General features: G+C 40.1%; 14 protein-coding genes and 3 tRNA genes. 6 read left to right on the forward strand and 11 right to left on the reverse strand.

Translation table 11 applies throughout. From position 1 onward, the window contains the following. Position 1: 1 nt before the first annotated feature. The gene (locus tag CXF76_RS18670) at positions 2 to 1,078 is read right to left on the reverse strand and encodes a hemolysin family protein (protein WP_101164348.1); all 1,077 of its coding nucleotides are present in this window, start codon (positions 1,076 to 1,078) and stop codon (positions 2 to 4) included. A gap of 84 nt (positions 1,079 to 1,162) precedes the next feature. On the opposite strand from CXF76_RS18670, the gene CXF76_RS18675 reads away from it, so the two are divergent. Then, entirely contained in the window at positions 1,163 to 3,658 is a 2,496-nt protein-coding gene (locus tag CXF76_RS18675) for an alpha/beta hydrolase family protein (protein ID WP_101164349.1), read from the forward strand. 216 nt (positions 3,659 to 3,874) lie between these two features. Continuing rightward, positions 3,875 to 4,579: a response regulator transcription factor gene (locus tag CXF76_RS18680; protein ID WP_002957913.1), complete on the forward strand. Its 705-nt coding sequence runs from the start codon at positions 3,875 to 3,877 to the stop codon at positions 4,577 to 4,579. Here CXF76_RS18680 and CXF76_RS18685 read toward each other — a convergent pair. The 7 genes from CXF76_RS18685 to nudE form a co-directional block, all read right to left on the reverse strand. Further along, complete coding sequence (locus tag CXF76_RS18685) at positions 4,576 to 6,087, reverse strand: YifB family Mg chelatase-like AAA ATPase (protein WP_024590552.1); 1,512 nt, start codon at positions 6,085 to 6,087, stop codon at positions 4,576 to 4,578. The two genes, CXF76_RS18680 and CXF76_RS18685, sit on opposite strands and share 4 nt — an antisense overlap. A 34-nt stretch (positions 6,088 to 6,121) precedes the next feature. Then, the gene (locus CXF76_RS18690; protein WP_007587018.1) at positions 6,122 to 6,736 is read right to left on the reverse strand and encodes a trimeric intracellular cation channel family protein; all 615 of its coding nucleotides are present in this window, start codon (positions 6,734 to 6,736) and stop codon (positions 6,122 to 6,124) included. A gap of 255 nt (positions 6,737 to 6,991) precedes the next feature. Continuing rightward, a tRNA-Met gene (locus CXF76_RS18695) sits at positions 6,992 to 7,068 on the reverse strand. A 61-nt stretch (positions 7,069 to 7,129) separates the two neighbouring features. Next, positions 7,130 to 7,206, reverse strand: a tRNA-Met gene (locus tag CXF76_RS18700). A gap of 79 nt (positions 7,207 to 7,285) precedes the next feature. After that, positions 7,286 to 7,362 (reverse strand) — tRNA-Met (locus tag CXF76_RS18705). A 136-nt stretch (positions 7,363 to 7,498) separates the two neighbouring features. Beyond that, positions 7,499 to 8,302, reverse strand: a complete 804-nt coding sequence (cysQ, locus tag CXF76_RS18710) for a 3'(2'),5'-bisphosphate nucleotidase CysQ (protein ID WP_101164350.1) — start codon at positions 8,300 to 8,302, stop codon at positions 7,499 to 7,501. Then, on the reverse strand, positions 8,295 to 8,867 hold the full coding sequence (gene nudE, locus CXF76_RS18715; protein ID WP_007586548.1) for an ADP compounds hydrolase NudE: 573 nt from the start codon (positions 8,865 to 8,867) through the stop codon (positions 8,295 to 8,297). Before nudE ends, cysQ begins: the two co-directional genes overlap by 8 nt. 61 nt (positions 8,868 to 8,928) lie before the next feature. Between nudE and yrfG the strand changes: the two genes are divergently transcribed. Further along, positions 8,929 to 9,576, forward strand: coding sequence for a GMP/IMP nucleotidase (gene yrfG, locus CXF76_RS18720; RefSeq protein WP_007378908.1), 648 nt, complete (start codon positions 8,929 to 8,931; stop codon positions 9,574 to 9,576). 15 nt (positions 9,577 to 9,591) lie between these two features. Here yrfG and CXF76_RS18725 read toward each other — a convergent pair whose 3' ends face one another. The 3 genes from CXF76_RS18725 to CXF76_RS18735 all read right to left on the reverse strand — a co-directional run bounded on the left by CXF76_RS18725 (position 9,592) and on the right by CXF76_RS18735 (position 11,029). After that, complete coding sequence (locus CXF76_RS18725; RefSeq protein ID WP_007586550.1) at positions 9,592 to 10,215, reverse strand: dUTP diphosphatase; 624 nt, start codon at positions 10,213 to 10,215, stop codon at positions 9,592 to 9,594. A 105-nt stretch (positions 10,216 to 10,320) separates the two neighbouring features. Continuing rightward, positions 10,321 to 10,689 carry a YacL family protein gene (locus CXF76_RS18730; protein ID WP_024590551.1) on the reverse strand — a complete coding sequence of 123 codons (369 nt, stop codon included), beginning with the start codon at positions 10,687 to 10,689 and terminating at the stop codon, positions 10,321 to 10,323. Between the two features lie 115 nt (positions 10,690 to 10,804). Next, positions 10,805 to 11,029, reverse strand: a complete 225-nt coding sequence (locus CXF76_RS18735) for a hypothetical protein (RefSeq protein WP_002963009.1) — start codon at positions 11,027 to 11,029, stop codon at positions 10,805 to 10,807. A gap of 302 nt (positions 11,030 to 11,331) precedes the next feature. On the opposite strand from CXF76_RS18735, the gene uvrD reads away from it, so the two are divergent. The 3 genes from uvrD (at position 11,332) to CXF76_RS18750 (ending at position 16,495) form a co-directional block, all read left to right on the forward strand. After that, a complete protein-coding gene (gene uvrD / locus CXF76_RS18740) occupies positions 11,332 to 13,497 on the forward strand; it encodes a DNA helicase II (protein ID WP_007586555.1) in 2,166 nt (721 codons plus the stop codon). After that, positions 13,475 to 15,544 (forward strand): GNAT family N-acetyltransferase, encoded by a 2,070-nt coding sequence (locus CXF76_RS18745; RefSeq protein ID WP_101164351.1) that lies wholly within the window; start codon positions 13,475 to 13,477, stop codon positions 15,542 to 15,544. Before uvrD ends, CXF76_RS18745 begins: the two co-directional genes overlap by 23 nt. 102 nt (positions 15,545 to 15,646) lie before the next feature. Beyond that, a complete protein-coding gene (locus CXF76_RS18750; protein WP_007586559.1) occupies positions 15,647 to 16,495 on the forward strand; it encodes a hypothetical protein in 849 nt (282 codons plus the stop codon). The last annotated feature ends 318 nt before the right edge of the window (positions 16,496 to 16,813 follow it).

Here is a 16,813-nt window from a genome sequence, read left to right on the forward strand (position 1 = left end):
ACTAATTATCACCCCGAGTGTGTTTATCTTCTTCACTGACTATATGCGCACTGCTTGCTAAACGTTTGTGCCAACGCTGCCTTGCTACTGCGCGCATATTAGTAGATTGGTCACGCTCATCTACAATCTCTAGCCCCATTAAAGCTTCAATCATGTCCTCTAGCGTTACAATACCTTGCACGTCACCGTACTCATCTACAACTAGGCATATATGCGTGCGCTTTGTTAAAAGAGTTTGCAGTAACGACGATACATTTTGAGAACTCGGCACCGTATAAATAGGCTTAATCAATTTGCTAATTTTGTAATCGGTACCTAAACGATGAAATGCCAGCATAATATCGTTTTTATGCACAAACCCTACAATATCGTCGCTGTCTTTATCAAATACCAATATACGAGAAAATGACGACGAGCCGTGATCGTTTAAATACTGATTCACGGTTAAGTCTTTGTGGATTTTAAAAATAACAGTTCGAGGCGTCATTAAATCGCATAATTTTGCATGTCTAAAATGCAATAGATTACGAATTATTTCGGACTCATCCTGATGTAATGCACCCGACTCCGTACCTATATCAGCCATTGCCTCTATCTCTTGACGAATATAGTAAGCCTCATCGTGCTTTGGACCCATTAAATTTGTTAGCTTTTGTGCAAACCATACAAAAGGCTTTAGCGATATAACTAAAAACCGCAAAGCGTAAGTAACACTTGGCGTTAGAGCTCGCCAGTAATTAGCCCCCAAGGTTTTAGGGATAATTTCAGAAAGTATTAATACGAGGAATGTCATAATGGCTGATGCAATACCTACAGCCGCATCGGAAAACACGACAGCTGCCTGTGCGCCTACCCCAGCAGCACCCGCAGTATGGGCAACCGTATTTAAAGTTAAAATAGCAGCTAAAGGCTGATCTATATTGTTTTTAAGCTTTTTGAGCTGTTTAGCCAGCTCTGGGTGCTCTTTCCTAAGTGATGCAACATAGCTGGGCGAAATACTTAATAACACAGCCTCCATCACAGAACATAAAAACGAAATAACAATCGCCACTACCATATAAACTATCAGTAAAGTCACTTTCTCTCCTCTATATTGGATATGTGAGCATGGTATCAATACATGCTATATTTGGCCAAACTTCCAATAATAATAGGCATAATAATGAAATTTAGCGCACCATGGTGTCATCAAAATAAGCTATTTAAGCATGCAGCGACTCTTTTAACGCTTAGCAGCTTAAGCTTTGCTGCAATAGCTGCACCATTGGATAAATCAAAAATTCAGTTTATCGGCCCACTTGCCGAAGACATGCAGTTAAAGCCTTTTCAAACACCTCATGGCAATGCCATTATTAATAACCTATTGCCGCAACTACAAGCAGACTCAGATAGTTTTTCTGTATTTGGGAAAAAACAAAACTGGCAGCCGTTTAATAAAATCAATGCGCTCACTTTAGGTGGGTTACAGGCACTAAAATTTAATATTGAAACAACCCGCTTTACACAAGGTACGCTTACCTTAAAAGGGATTGAGCAAGGTCAGTTATTTATTAATGGCGAACTACAAACAGGCGATAAAAATAGCTATAAGTTAGCTTTAAATAACAGTACTCACTCTATTTTAATAGTAGCCCAACAAGTAGCTAATTGGCACGACGTAATGCTTGATTTTGCACCTAAAAGCGACGTTGATAAAATTACGCTTAGCGCCTCAAAAACAAAACGCTTATCTGCAAAACAATTGTTTGATGCCCCTATAATCAGCCAATTATCACTCGCACCTAATGCTAAGCAGTACGTTACTACTACTCGCACTTATAGCGATAAAACACAAAACCAAGCAAATACAGTTACAGTACTTAAAGATTCAGATAATCAAATGCTTTATCGCTTCGAAGCAGGCCAACCAAGTAACATTATTTGGAGTCCAGATAACCAATATTTAGTGTATTTGTTAAATGGTGAGCTTAAACAACTTAGCCGTAAAAACTTCTCAATAAAAACATTAGCAAACGATTTAGAAGGAGCCAATAGCTTTACCTTTTATAACGACACCAGCCTTTTGTTTAGCTGGTCTAAATCACCTGAGAGCACTAACAGCTTAACTAAGCACTATAAAGGTCTACAAGATCGCTGGTCGTATGCACGTACCACCAGCCAAATTTATATGTTTGATACTAAAAGTGGTTTAACAAAAGCACTTAGCCAAGGTCCTCTTTCTTACAGCCTTGAAGATTCAAATAGTAACCGTGGCAAAATATTAATGAGCCGCCCAGTAATGGCAATGCAAGCATCAACCCACCCTGAAACAGAGTTAGTCGAACTCGATTTAAAATCAAATAAGCTTTCATCGCTTGGTAAATTTAAAACGTTTAATTTAGCTAAATATGCAAATAAAGACATTTATGTAGTTGCAGGCCCCGATTTTAAAAATGGCGCAGGCAGAGCTCTACCAAAAGCAATGCTTGCCAATAACTACGACGGGCAACTTTATCTACTTACTGAAGGCGGTAAAAACGTAAAAGCACTTAGTAAACAGTTCGACCCCGCTATTGGCCAACTGCAAGTTTTAGAAAACGGCGATGCGCTCATTAAAGTAACAGAGCAAGACACTCAACCACTTTACCTATTTGATTTAAGTAAACAGCGCTTTAAAAAGTTAAGTACGGGATTGGATATTGTTGAACAATTTAGTTACTCATACGACCGTAATACCGAAATTTTACTAAGTGGTACCAACGCTTTAGCTCCACAACAACTAAAGCGCCTTAACGTAAGTAAAAATAAAACAGATTTAATATGGGATTCAAAACCAAGTAGCTATGCAAATACACGACTCCCTACATTAGAAGAGTTTAATTTTAAAAATAAACATGGTGTCGAAATAACTGGTCGTGTGTACATTCCTAGCAACTTAGATAAAACTAAAAAGCACCCTGCGCTCGTGTATTACTACGGCGGTACTTCACCAGTTACGCGTGGTTTTACAGGTCGTTACCCGTTTAACTTATGGGCAGAAAATGGCTACGTTGTTTATGTAGTACAACCTACTGGCGCAACAGGGTTTGGACAAAAGTTTTCAGCGCAACATGTTAATGCCTGGGGCGACTTCACCGCAGACGATATCATCGAAGGCACGCAAGCCTTTTTAAAAAAATACAACTATGTTGATAGTGAAAAGGTAGGGAATTTAGGGGCATCATACGGTGGCTTCATGACCATGTTATTGGCAACTAAAACCGATATATTTAGTGCTTCAATAGCTCATGCGGGTATTTCTAATATTACCTCGTATTGGGGTGAAGGTTGGTGGGGCTACTTATATTCTGGCGAAGCATCAAAAAATAGCTTCCCATGGAATAACCCTGAGCTTTACAGCCAACATAGCCCTGTATTTCATGCCGACAAAGTAACAACACCTATGCTACTTCTTCATGGTGATAGTGATACCAATGTACCTGTTGGCGAAAGCTTAACAATGTACACTGCGCTTAAACTGCTTAATAAGGACGTAGAGTTAATCGAATACAAAGGCGCCGACCACCAAATTTTTGCACGCGATAAACGATTTGATTGGTGGAACACCATGCTTGCATACTTTGATAAAAAGCTAAAAGATGAACCTCAATGGTGGGACTCAATGTATAAAAATGACTGAGTCTAAACCTTTAAAATAACGACTTAATACATATTTATTAATAGTAGTATTAATTATTTAGCACCTTTTAATTAGTTTAAAGGTGCTAACCTCATCCTCTAATAACGTCTTATACACCTTTGAAATATTAAGTTACTTAAAACTAATAAACCCCCTTCTCAGCATTTACCTAATGGTGCTACCATACAGAGCTATAAGCATTCAAAATAAAGTACTATGGCTATTAATGTTTTATTGGTTGAAGACGATGAACTACTCGTTAAACGCATCCAAAATCACTTTGCAGATACCGAATTTACAATAGAGGTAGACCCAACTGGCGCTGATGCACTTAACATTGTAAGGCAGCGGGTAAACCTGCGCGGTGCTATATCATTAGCCATAATTGACATTGTTTTGCCAAAGCGTGATGGGCTTCAGCTGGCAAAAGAATTAAACACACTTACCGATATTGGCGTTATTGTATTATCGAGTCGTGACTCCCAAGCCGATCGTATTGCAGGCCTTGCACAAGGTGCTGATGACTATATTTGTAAGCCTGTCGATTTACTTGAGTTAGAACTTCGCATGCGCGCGCTCTATAAGCGTGTTGCCGTTAACCTAGAAGACGACGAAAGCGAAGAATTTATAGAATATGCTGACTTTAAGCTTCACCCCGATAACCGCACACTAATTACTGCTGCAGGCGTTGAATCACGCTTAACTGAAGCCGAACATAAAGTGCTTATTTGCTTAATTAGTAATGCAGGTAAAGCCACATCCCGTGAAAAAATATCAGAAGAAATAGGCCAGCCCGATTGGAGTCCAAACGATCGTACTGTTGATGTGCTGATTGGTCGTTTACGTAAAAAATTAAATGACGAAAAAGATCAAAAACGTATTGTTACCGTTCGCGGTAAAGGCTATATGCTCTCTATTTAATATTTAGTTAATTGCGCAATAAGGCGCTCAAATGCACGGTAATTAAGAGCTTCCTTAAGCTCATTTAAACTAATATTTTCAGCCCCCTTTAAATCACTAATAGTTCGCGCCACCTTAATTACTCTATGATAAGAGCGTGGCGATAAAGACAACTTTTCGCTTGCTCTGGCTAAAAACTGCAACTCTGCTGGCGCCAGTACACAGTGCACACTCATTTCTTTATTATTAAGCCTCGCATTAACCTTACCTTGGCGTTTTAGCTGTAGGTAATAAGCCGCTTCAACTCTTGCTCTAACCTCAGCACTACTTTCCTCTGGCTGAGTACTTTGTAGTTCAACGCTCGTTAGACGAGGTAGTTCTATTTGCAAATCAATACGGTCAATAAAAGGCCCCGACACGCGCGATAAATAACGCATAACTTGATCGGGAGTTGCCCGCTTATCTGTATGACTCCCTGTTGGGCTTGGATTTAATGCTGTAATAAGCTGAAACTGCGCCGGAAACTCCATTTGCCTAGCTGCACGTGAAATAGTAACCGTACCGGTCTCCATTGGTTCACGCAGTGAATCAAGCACCTTACGCTCGAATTCCGGTAACTCATCTAAGAAGAGCACACCGTTATGTGCCAGAGAAATTTCACCAGGCTTGGGATTTGAAGAGCCACCCACCAAAGCAACAGCTGAGCACGTATGATGCGGATTACGAAATGGCCGCTGTCGCCAATTAGTTAAATCTATGGATTGTCCAATAATAGAGTAAAGCGCAGCTGTTGAAATAGCTTCATCGTCCGACATAGTAGGCATAATTGTAGCCATTCGCTGGGCAAGCATTGATTTACCAGTGCCAGGAGGCCCTAAAAATAATAAATTATGCCCGCCAGCTGCAGCAATTTCGAGTACTCGCTTTGCACCGGGCTGACCTTTCACATCGCTTAAATCGAGTAAAAAGTCAGGGGCTTGTGTGCAGTCGGGATACTCTATATTCAATGGTAAGGGTTGTTGATTAAGTAAGTCCCCCCACACTTCTTGAATAGAGCTTACGGCTTTGCGTTTAACGCCATTAACTAGGCTTGCTAGGCTGTCGTTTGCAAGAGGTAAAAAGCAGCAGCGATCTTGCTCTTTTGCAGCAAGTACCGAAGGTAAAATAGCGTTTACACCACGCACCTCACCATTAAGAGCAAGCTCACCATAAAACTCATACTTATGAATATCAGGACACACTATTTGTCCAGAGGCGACTAAAATACCCACCGCAATAGCAAGATCAAACCGTCCACCATCTTTTGGCAAATCGGCAGGGGCTAAATTTACAGTTATTCGTTGATCGGGAAAACCAAATTGTGAGTTTTCGAGTGCGCTACGTACCCTGTCTTTCGACTCTTTAACAGACGCTTCGGGCAGGCCTACAATATGAAAAGCAGGTAAACCATTTCCTAGGTGAACTTCTACAATAACTTCAGGGGCATTTATACCCACTTGAGCACGAGAAAATATACGAGCTAACGACATTCCTTATCCTAGTAAATGGTGTGATTACACCAGTTTAGTCAGGATATTTAAAAACGTGTAATGTGATTTGCCATTTTATAGCAGCCAAACGAAGTAATAAGGTCATTAACATACCTAATACCATCGCCATTTCGGTTACTAACGAAAAACTAATGCCAAGCGTATAAACAGTGCCACCCGCTATACAGGTAATAGCGTAAAGCTCACCTTTTAATAGCATAGGGATCTCGCGTGCAAGCACATCTCGAATTAATCCACCAAAGCAGCCTGTAATTACAGCCATAATTACCGCAGTCATATCGGGCATACCAACAAGCTGCGCTTTTTGTGCCCCCATTACTGCAAAAAAAGCTAAACCAAACGCATCCGCTGTTTGTAAAATATAATGAGGTATCGGCTTTTGTTTATTTATAAGGCGTGTTGTAACAAATACTGAAGCGAGTATGGCAAAAAAGTAACTTTGATCGTGTAACCAAAACACAGGAACATCTAAAATTAGATCTCGCACTGTACCACCACCAATAGCAGTTACTGTCGCTAAAACTACGACCCCAAAGCCATCCATTTTTTTCTCGTACGCTAGCAAAGTGCCCGATACAGCAAACACCGCAATGCCTATTAAATCAAACCAGTGGTAAAGTTCAGTCATATTTGTAACAACCCAAAAACATTTGTGCCGTTTTAACACAAACCAAACAAGGTTTTAAGTAATAACGATTTATTTTAAGAAGTTTATAACATTTTTGAAGTGTATCTCAGGGGGCGGGAGCTTGCGCTTATGAGAAGTGAATGCCTCATGCAGTGAAGATTATCTTTAACCTATAAGCTAAATCACCACACTCATCAAATTTCAGGCATAAAAAAACACGCTTTAAGCGTGTCGTTTCATTCTTATTTATTTCAGTGGTTGCGGGAGCCGGATTTGAACCGACGACCTTCGGGTTATGAGCCCGACGAGCTACCAGACTGCTCCATCCCGCGCCTGAAATTTGTAGACTTATTTAAAGTTGCTTACATTACAACTTGGCTTCCAATTAAAAATTGGTTGCGGGAGCCGGATTTGAACCGACGACCTTCGGGTTATGAGCCCGACGAGCTACCAGACTGCTCCATCCCGCGCCTGTATATTTTAAGTCTATCGACTACTTTATTTTATCTCTTAAGCTAGAGTTTACAGTAACCAAATCTTATAAAAAATTGGTTGCGGGAGCCGGATTTGAACCGACGACCTTCGGGTTATGAGCCCGACGAGCTACCAGACTGCTCCATCCCGCGCCTGTAATTTCTTTAAAACATTTTCGTAATATTTACGAGCCTGCCTTGAAGAGAGCGCTACTATATAGGAATAAACATTTAATGCAAGGCCTAAACTAATTAAAGTTGTTCAACCGAACAAAAAGCAATCAAATTGCTATTCTGCGCTCAACCTTTGATGCGGATTAATCATTTTTTGCCATTCCCAGTCTGGATGTCCCATCACTATAAAGTCAGGGTTCTCAGTACTCTCGCGTTGGTTGTACGTTAGCGGGTTAAATTCTGCATCGGTAATACAACCACCGGCTTCTTCAACAATAACTTGTGAAGCACCTGTATCCCACTCTCCCGTTGGACCAATTCTTAAAAAACAATCTGCTTTGCCTTCTGCAACAGTACAAGCTTTTAATGAGCACGAGCCAATAGCAATAGTTGTAAACTGACTATTTAAATACTGACTCACCGCTTCTATTTTTTGGCGGCGGCTCACTGCAAGCGTCAAGCTCTCTGGCGGCGCTACAGATATTTGCTTATCAATTGAGTTTTCACGTTTAAAGGCACCATTTTTAGCTGTAGCAAAATAAGTCACACCTTTTGCAGGCCAATGAATAACGCCAAGCACAGGATGATTATTTTCAATCAATGCAATGTTTACTGCAAAGTCGCCACTTTCTAAAATAAATTCGCCTGTACCATCCATCGGATCGAGCAACCAATAACGCTGCCAGTCCTGTCTGTCGGCGAGTGCAGGTATAGGTATTTCTTCCGACATAATTGGGATATCGGGCGCTAAGACTTTTAATCCAGCAACCAGTACGTCATTTGCTGCTAAGTCAGCTTTGGTAACAGGCGTATTATCTGATTTCTCTTGTTGGCCAATATCGCCTTTTTTATAAATGGCCATAATTGCATCGCCAGCACGCTCAGCTAATTCAATACACGGTTCGATTAATTTATTCATCGGCAGCTCCAGACGCTAAATACTTATCTAATAATAGCAAAGCTGCAACACTGCGTGCTTCGGTAAAATCTTCTTGGTCTAATAATGACTGCCACTGAGTTAATGGCCACTTAACAACAACAAGCGGCTCTGGTTCGTCGCCAATAAGGGTTTGTGGGTATAATTGCTTAGCAAATAAAATATGCATAGTGGCATTAAAGTAACTCGGCGCCATTGTTACTGTTCTTAATGGTTTAAAATACTCAGCACCAAAGCCAATTTCTTCTTTAAGCTCTCTGTTAGCAGCTTGCTCTGGCGTTTCGCCCGGATCGATTAAGCCTTTAGGAAAACCTAACTGGTAATCGTTTGTGCCCGCACAGTATTCACGTACAAGTAGTAATTCGTTGTCTGCACTTAACGGAACAATCATCACGGCTCCCCGGCCACCGCCGCGAATTCGCTCATACTGGCGCTCTTCGTTATTAGAAAACTTTAGCTCTAAAGACTCCACAGTAAACAGGCGGCTTTTAGCGACAACATTGTTACTGAGGATTTGTGGTGGTGTTGGGTGCTTTTTCTGTGTCATTGGCGTTAATTTGCTATCATGGCAGTTAGTTCAATAATAAACCTTATAAGTTGAAATTCCTATGTTAAATTGGTCAAAAATCGATACCGTTTTGCTCGACATGGATGGAACATTACTCGATTTACATTACGACAGTCATTTTTGGCTTAACGTTATTCCTGCGCAACACGCATTAGCAAGGGGCATTAGCCTAGATGCAGCTAAAGCAGATATTTTAAAACGCTATCAAGCTGTGAGCGGTCAAATACAGTGGTATTGTTTAGATTATTGGGAGCAGCAATTAAGCTTGCCTATAATGGAGCTTAAACGAGAGTCTCAGCATTTAATTAAAATGCGCGAAGACGTACCTCATTTTTTAACTGAGCTTAAAAAAGCAGGCAAAGAGTTAATTTTACTTACCAACGCCCACCCTGAGAGTGTCATGCTTAAATTTGAGCATACAGCGATTGATAACTACCTAGATGGCGTAGTGTCTACTCATGAATATGGAGTAAGTAAAGAGCAACAAAGTTTGTGGCACCAAGTACAAAAAGACTTAGGGTTTAATAAGCAGCGCACTTTGTTTGTAGATGACAGTGTGCCGGTTTTGAATGCTGCACGAGAATACGGCATTGAGCACTTACTTGCAGTTGCTAACCCTGATAGCCAACAACCACATAACGAAATAGCCGATTACCTGAGTGTTACCGACTATCGTAAGATTATTTAACTCAACTTACGTGACTTAAATTTTTGGGTAACGCGCTTCTAGCCCTTGATATACTAACTTTGCAAAATCTGCATGTTCTGTATCAAGGCTTTTAACTACTTCAACTAAATGCTCGTTATCTTCTTGCCCGTTCCATTCTTTAATATAGCTACCATCTTTGTAACCGTGATCTTGGCGGAAAAAGTTTAACGTATTTTTACCTACGTAGCCGCGATATAAATCATCAATATCCATACCCATTTGCGCCATACAGCCGGCAAAGGCACCTGCATTAAACGTTTTATCAGCAACAGCAGACGCCGCTAATATCTCTAGTGTTTGTTTAAAGTCATCAGCTTGTTGAGCATTACTAAGCTCAGTTTCAAGTTGCTTTGCTAAGTCTTCGTAGCTAGTTTCACCGTCAATTCTAAGCGATAGACCAAAATGAAAAATATCAACCAACTCTAAAATAACTTGTTCAGTATCTGGTGTTTGTTTTTTCCACCATTTCCAACCATGATGATCTAGCATTTCAGCACACTCAACCCAAATAGCGCGGTACCATTCAAACCCTTGAGTAAACCATTGCTCATGTACTTTAGTATTCATGGCGTTTTGCATTTCTAGCATCACTACTAGCTTGTTTAAATTGGCAGACATATCAATTCCTGTCGTTTTGGTTGGCGTAATTTTCGTTGGTGTAATAATACAGATAAAATGCTGATTGTGCATTGCTGTATATTTTTATTAGTGTGCTAATTATGTTTATCGTGACGTCGTAAACTCATGCCATGAATCAATTAAATCAATGAAATCTTCAAAGCCACAACCACTACTTAAACCATTTTCTTCAAGCGCTAAATCGTCATCCTGATACGCTATTAGGTCTTCGCTGTCTTGATGAAGCGCATGGGCTTCAAATAATGCTTCGTCTTTCGTTAATATTAAATCTATTTCTTGGCCTTTTAGTGTTAGCGGCTCATAGCTTGAACTTACCGATGCAATAAGCGCTAGTACCATGGCTACTTTGTCTTTGCCTATTTCTTCGTTTAGCCAGCGACCAATAATAGCGTGTTCACTGCTTATTTTAATACGTAGCCCACTAATAGGGTCGCGAATAAATTGATATTCCATAGGGTTTGCCTGTAAATCTTTGATTGCGTAATTATATACGTAAACGCCCGTAAACCACAGGACATATAAAGTAAAATAGCGCCACATGGCGCTATTTTACTCAACTTTAAAACCGTTAACTTCGCGATCTATAACGCGCTGCGTCAATGATCGACCATAAGTAGATAATAGGCACAAGTACAAAGCCTACAAGCACATAAATTAGTGCGTAACTTATTATAATAGCGAGTGCAAAAAATATAGCCGCTAAAATACGCCCTTGCACTAACTGCCCTAAACCAGGAAAAAATATATTACATAATGCTGCGATTACGTTACCGCCAGAACCTTGATCTGCCATACTAACCTCTGTATTTATTTGATTTTATAATTATTTACTTACACACTTTATGCCAATTTATTAAAGCTTACAAATCAAATAGTTAAATTAGTCTAGATTTAGAGAGTTAGTAAATTTTGCTAACTTTAGGTCAAATTAGCAATTTTTGTTATGCGTTTACGCTTTTTATTCGCTTAGTTAATTAGCAAGTTACTCGTTTTGAACACTATTTTATAAATAGCTGTTTATAAAAACAGTATTTTATTTAGCCTAACAAAAACACCTGTTATACTGCCCACAATATTGATTAAAAAGGCGTAACGATGGACGTTTCACAATTACTCGATGGCTTAAATGACAAACAACGCGATGCCGTTGCAGCCCCACTACAAAACATGCTGGTATTAGCAGGTGCTGGGTCTGGTAAAACACGAGTGTTAGTTCATCGTATTGCGTGGCTTATGCAAGTTGAGCAAGCCTCCGCTTACAGTATTTTTGCAGTTACCTTTACTAATAAAGCCGCTAAAGAAATGCGTGGCCGCGTTGAAGAAACACTAAAAGCGCCTGTAGGTGGTATGTGGATTGGTACTTTCCATGGTTTATCGCATCGTATTTTACGTGCTCATCACCGTGAAGCTAATTTACCAGAAGCCTTTCAAATTTTAGACTCTGACGATCAGCTTAGAATGATCAAGCGCTTATTAAAATCGATGAATATTGATGATAAAAAATGGCCCGCTAAGCAATTTGGCTGGTACATAAGCGCCAAAAAAGATGAAGCACTTCGCCCTAAAGATATTCAAGCATACGATATTAATGAGCAAATGATGCTGCGTGTTTATGCCGCCTATCAAGAGGCCTGTGATAGAGCGGGCCTAGTTGATTTTGCTGAAATATTACTACGCAGCTACGAAGTGTTAAAAAATAACCCTACGTTACTGCGTCATTATCAGCAACGCTTCGCACATATGCTCGTAGACGAGTTCCAAGATACAAATACCATTCAATATGCTTGGTTAAAGTTACTTGCTGGCGATACTAACAGCATTATGATTGTAGGCGACGATGACCAAAGCATTTATGGTTGGCGTGGTGCTAAAATCGAAAACATTAAACGTTTTTTAACTGACTTTAGCGCAGAAACCATTCGTCTTGAACAAAACTACCGTTCAACCGCGACTATTTTGAAAGCGTCCAACGCATTAATTCAAAATAACTCAGAACGTATGGGTAAAAGCTTGTGGACCGACGGTAACGACGGCGAGCCAATCTCTATTTATGCAGCATTTAATGAGTTAGACGAAGCACGCTTTGTAAGTAGCAAACTACGAAGCTGGTTAAATGCAGGTAATGCCCTACAAGATGCCGCAATTTTATACCGTAGTAACGCGCAATCTCGTGTACTTGAGGAAGCCATGCTACAAGAAGGCTTAAAATACCGTATTTATGGTGGTATGCGATTCTTCGAACGACAAGAAATTAAAGATGCGTTGTCGTACTTACGCCTAGTGGGTAATCGTCAAGACGATGCCGCATTTGAGCGTGTAATTAATACGCCAGCACGCGGTATTGGCGACAAAACATTGAGCCATATACGCGACTGTGCACGAGCAGAATCGTTACCGCTTTGGTATGCCGCAAAAGCAATTGTAGAACAACAGCATTTATCTGGTCGTGCTTCTGGTGCAGTAAGTAAGTTTGTAGAACTAGTTGAACAAATAGAAGATAAAATTAGCGATCTAACTTTGCATGAGCAAGCCAAGTACACAATTCAAACCTCAGGCTTGATGGCAATGTACCAAGCTGAAAAAGGTGAAAAAGGCCGTGCTCGCGTAGAAAACTTAGAAGAACTAATTAGCGCATGTGACCAGTACGAACTTCCTGAAGACGAAGAATACAGCTCGCCTTTACAAGGCTTTTTAGCACATACATCACTTGAGTCAGGTGAAGGACAAGCAGAAGAGCACGAAGATGCCGTACAAATGATGACGCTTCACTCAGCTAAAGGATTAGAGTTTCCGTTAGTGTTTATGGTGGGCGTAGAAGAAGGCATGTTCCCTTCTCAGCAAAGTAACGAAGAGTCTGGCCGCTTAGAAGAAGAGCGCCGCCTTTGTTATGTAGGCATGACACGAGCAATGGATAAGTTATACATTAGCCATGCTGAGAGTCGCCGCTTATACGGGCAAGAAAAATACCATAGCCCATCACGCTTTTTACGCGAAATACCTGAGGACTGCGTAGAAGAAATTCGTATTAAAACACAGGTTTCTCGCCCGCCGGCCGCCGGGCGTTTTAGCGCATCAGTTAGCCATGCCGCATTTGAAGACAGTGGCTTTAACTTAGGGCAACGAGTTTTGCATGCTAAGTTTGGTGTTGGTACCGTACTTAATTACGAAGGCAGTGGCGCGCAATCTCGCGTACAAGTTAACTTTGACGACCTTGGCAGTAAATGGTTAGTAACGGCCTATGCACGATTACAAGCTGTATAAAGCACACCTAAATGAGTTAGAGCAACAATTAGCTGGCGCGTATCATCGTCAGCTAGTGTTGATCACGGGCAGCCCAGCTTGGTGTTATGAAATACTTAACTCATTAATAGATGAAAACAATACACTTGTTGTATCCAAGCAGTGCGCGATTAAAAATTCGTACTGGCCTACTCGCACACACCAAATTTTAGGGCAAGAATTTGCTCATGCTGTTTACGATGGTTTTAGTGGTTTGCACCCTGATAAACTTGCAGCACTTGCCGGCACCGTTAAAGCAGGCGGTATACTGTTTTTATTACTGCCTGAACTAGATGATTTAGCCTCTTGGCAAGATCCAGCATTAAGTACAGTGCAATCACACGGTCAGAGCATTAACTACAGCATATTTAATCAACGTTTCGCGACTATTATTAAGCGATTACCCGCTTTTCATTTTAGTGAAAAAAATGGCTGTATTAGTAATCTCGTCAGCTCTGTTACACATAATAAAATTGATTATGTACCACAGCAAAACTGCGTTGAACAAATAGTAAAAATAGCTAATGGTCGTGCCAACAGGCCTTTACTCATTAATGCTGATAGAGGTAGAGGCAAGTCGGCAGCACTTGGCTTAGCAGCCGCAAAATTAGCTGATAAAAAAGTAATTATTTGCAGCACTCAGTTTAAAGCGACCCATAGTAGCTTTAAACATTTAGCCAACGAGTTAGACCTGCAATACAACGCTGAACATAAACAGGTCGCCAACTTGCACTACGTTGCACCTGACGCGTTATTAAACACATTACCTGAGTGCGATTTATTACTCATTGATGAAGCTGCCGCGATCCCTGTACCGTTATTGCTAAAAATGCTAGCTCATTACCCTCGTATAGTCTTTGCAAGTACACTGGTTGGGTATGAGGGCAATGGTAGGGGTTATACCATTCGCTTTAGTAACTATATTAAAGCGCACTATAAAGCCTCTAAAGTTGTAACGCTTGATGAGCCACTACGTTTTGCTAAACACGATCCCCTTGAGCAACGCATTCGCACCTTGCTTGCACTCGATGCACAATATAAAGAGTTAAGTAGTGATCAATTAGGGCAGCCAGTTCATAGCGAAATAACTCAGCAATCCCTTGTAAACAATGAGCCTTTACTGCAACAAGTTATTGCCCTGCTTGCATTGGCTCACTATCAAAGTAGTGTAAACGATTTACGCCAACTACTAGACGCACCATCGCAACGAATATTCATCAGCAAAATTAACAATCAACTAGCTGGTGTATGCTTAATTGCCATAGAAGGTGCTTTAAGTGAAGAACTTGCTCTACAGGTTATAAGCGGAGAGCGCCGCCCACAGGGTCATTTAATGGCTCAAACCCTCTCACAACTTAGTTTTAATAATGACTACTTAACACAGTTGAGCGCTCGCGTTGTACGAATAGCGGTTGATCCGAGTTCTCACAATATGGGCTTTGGTAAAAAGCTACTTAGCTATTGTGAGTCGCAAGTAAAAAGCCAATGTAGTTGGTTTGGTGCAAGCTTTGGCGCAACAGCGCAGCTACTTAATTTTTGGCAAAAACAAGGGTTTGATACCGTAAAACTGGGTTATCAACGCGATAAAAGCACAGCTGAACATTCGGCACTTGTGGTTAAATGCTTAAATAACAAAAGTACAACTATACAACCTTTGAAAAAGCAGTTTAAAAACGACTTTTTTTATGGGCTTTTAACACACTTTAAAACACTAGATTGGCAACTTGTAAGTATTTTAATTGAAGGATTTAGCGATGAGTTAGTAAGCCCCGAGACTCGCGAACGATTAGCCTTGCTCGTAAACAGTAGCTTCACTCAATTTAATATCTCTGCGACTCTTTGGCAGGTAGTGAATCAGTCTCCTTCTTGTATGTCTCAATTAACAGAGTCTGATAAACAACTTTTAATAAAGTTAGTGCTTCAAAATGAATGTAATGAAAAAGTGATTCAACACTTAGGTTTATTAGGAAAAAAACAGCTTGGGAATCAATTTAAACGTGCCATAAAAAACCTCACTAGTGCCATCTAATAACTCCTAGTTACCTATCTCTATTAAATCTTACCCTTCTTTAAGCTATTTATTTAATTTGTTCTATCCTTAAAGCATTAATAGGTAAATTAAGATAAAGGCATGGAATTAATAAACTTTAAAGTGGGCTGCAAAACAATTTCACTTAAAATACTCGATATTTTATTAACAGAGCGCTTTGACAATAATCTAACAACTTTACCAAACAATAATAAAAGCTTTATTGGTGTTAAAGATTATATGGATATACCAACGCCTGTGTTTGATTTAGGTATTATTTTAAATAATATCTCAACCGAACAAAGTAATGCGCACGTACTAAAACAACTAAGAACATGGCAAGAAAAACTATTAAACTGGTTCAATACACTTCAAAGTAACTTGCTAAATAGCTCGGCTTCTATTTCAAGCAATGACGCAGAGCTACAAGATTTTGTTCTGTTTTACAAAGAGTTCAACACCGACAATGAAGACTTAAAATTAACAATGTCTCGGCTTAACGAGCCTTTCCAATCATTGCTAGAAACGGTAAAAGAAGCTATATCAGCTCATAATCAAAGCGATTATAAACAAGTATCAGCTCTGCTCGAAAAAATTAAGCGTAGTAACCTAATTCAGCTAGAGCGTTTATTCGAATCAGCTAAAGAGCAAATAACCTTAGACTATAAACCTATTATTGTTTTTACCACTAAAGACGGCTTAAACCCACACGTAGGGTTATTGGTAGATAAAGTCGAAGATAATATCGACTATAAAAAAGAAGACATTAAACCACTAGATAAGCTCACTGAGGTTGGTTTTGATCTAGACCCACAAACTAAAAATATGATGCGAGGATTAATCAAGCTTTCACAAAAGCACAGTGTATTAATTGATCCAAGCGTAATATTTAAACCAACACAACTAGAAGAATCTGAAAGTGAAGAAACTCAAGCTTACGGACTATTTTAAATAGTCTTTAGATTCGGTTATAAACTTTAGTACTGAAGTAATGAGCTATTCAGCTCGACTTGTACATTTAGATAAATTGGAGAGAAATCGAGTGCGTAATGTTAGTTACTCATATTCTACTTTTCTGCAGACGTAAAGAGCCCGAATTTTTAGATGCGGGCTTTCTACAATGTGAAGTCGGTGCGCTACGCAGTAGGATGTCGTAGTGCCCACAGCGGTGGAGAGCCACAGTGAAATGCTACACTATCATCGGTCGAAGCTTTGGTTTCATTACTGAGTTCGGCATGGACTCTTGGCTATTTATCAAATCCCAGACAA

The organism is Pseudoalteromonas sp. 78C3 (assembly GCF_002836695.1).
GTDB lineage: Bacteria > Pseudomonadota > Gammaproteobacteria > Enterobacterales > Alteromonadaceae > Pseudoalteromonas > Pseudoalteromonas arctica.